This is a genomic window from Paraburkholderia sp. JHI2823 (assembly GCF_038900695.1).
Taxonomy (GTDB): domain Bacteria; phylum Pseudomonadota; class Gammaproteobacteria; order Burkholderiales; family Burkholderiaceae; genus Paraburkholderia; species Paraburkholderia mimosarum.
Genome location: NZ_JAYMRY010000215.1, coordinates 1 through 498, shown reverse-complemented (window position 1 = coordinate 498; position 498 = coordinate 1). Strand labels below are relative to the sequence as shown.

Genomic DNA, 498 nt, shown 5'->3' with positions numbered 1-498 from the left:
CCCAACAATTTCCTTTGCGACTCATCGAGCAACGCATACCGTATTGCGTCAGCTTGCGCTGGAAGTCGTCGCTGGCATATTGGGCTACCCCTGTCCGAATGATGCAGCGCGCCGGTCTCGGGCCGGCGTCGGAACCACGCCATCGTCAGCGCATCGGTCACGATGTCAGCCGTCATGCGCGGCTTGATCGACCAGCCGACGACTTCCCGATTGAACAGGTCCAGCACGATCGCAAGATACAACCAGCCCTCATCGGTCCAGATGTACGTGATGTCCGACGTATAGACCTGATTCGGCGCTGTCGGCGTGAAGTTGCGCCCCAGCAGATTTTCCGCGACCGGCAGCTTGTGCTTCGAGTCTGTCGTGACACGGTAACGTCGCTTGTGCCGAGCCCTGATGCCATTCTCGCGCATGAGCCGCTCAACCCGCTCCTTGCTGGCCGGAAAGCCGCGTGCGCGAATTTCCTCGGTCATCCGTGGCGAACCATAGGCGCCCTTG

The 498-nt window shown here is 60.6% G+C and carries 1 pseudogene; it reads right to left on the bottom strand.

From position 1 onward, the window contains the following. Positions 1-498, bottom strand: a pseudogene (locus VSR34_RS38355) (IS3 family transposase); the annotation flags it as partial.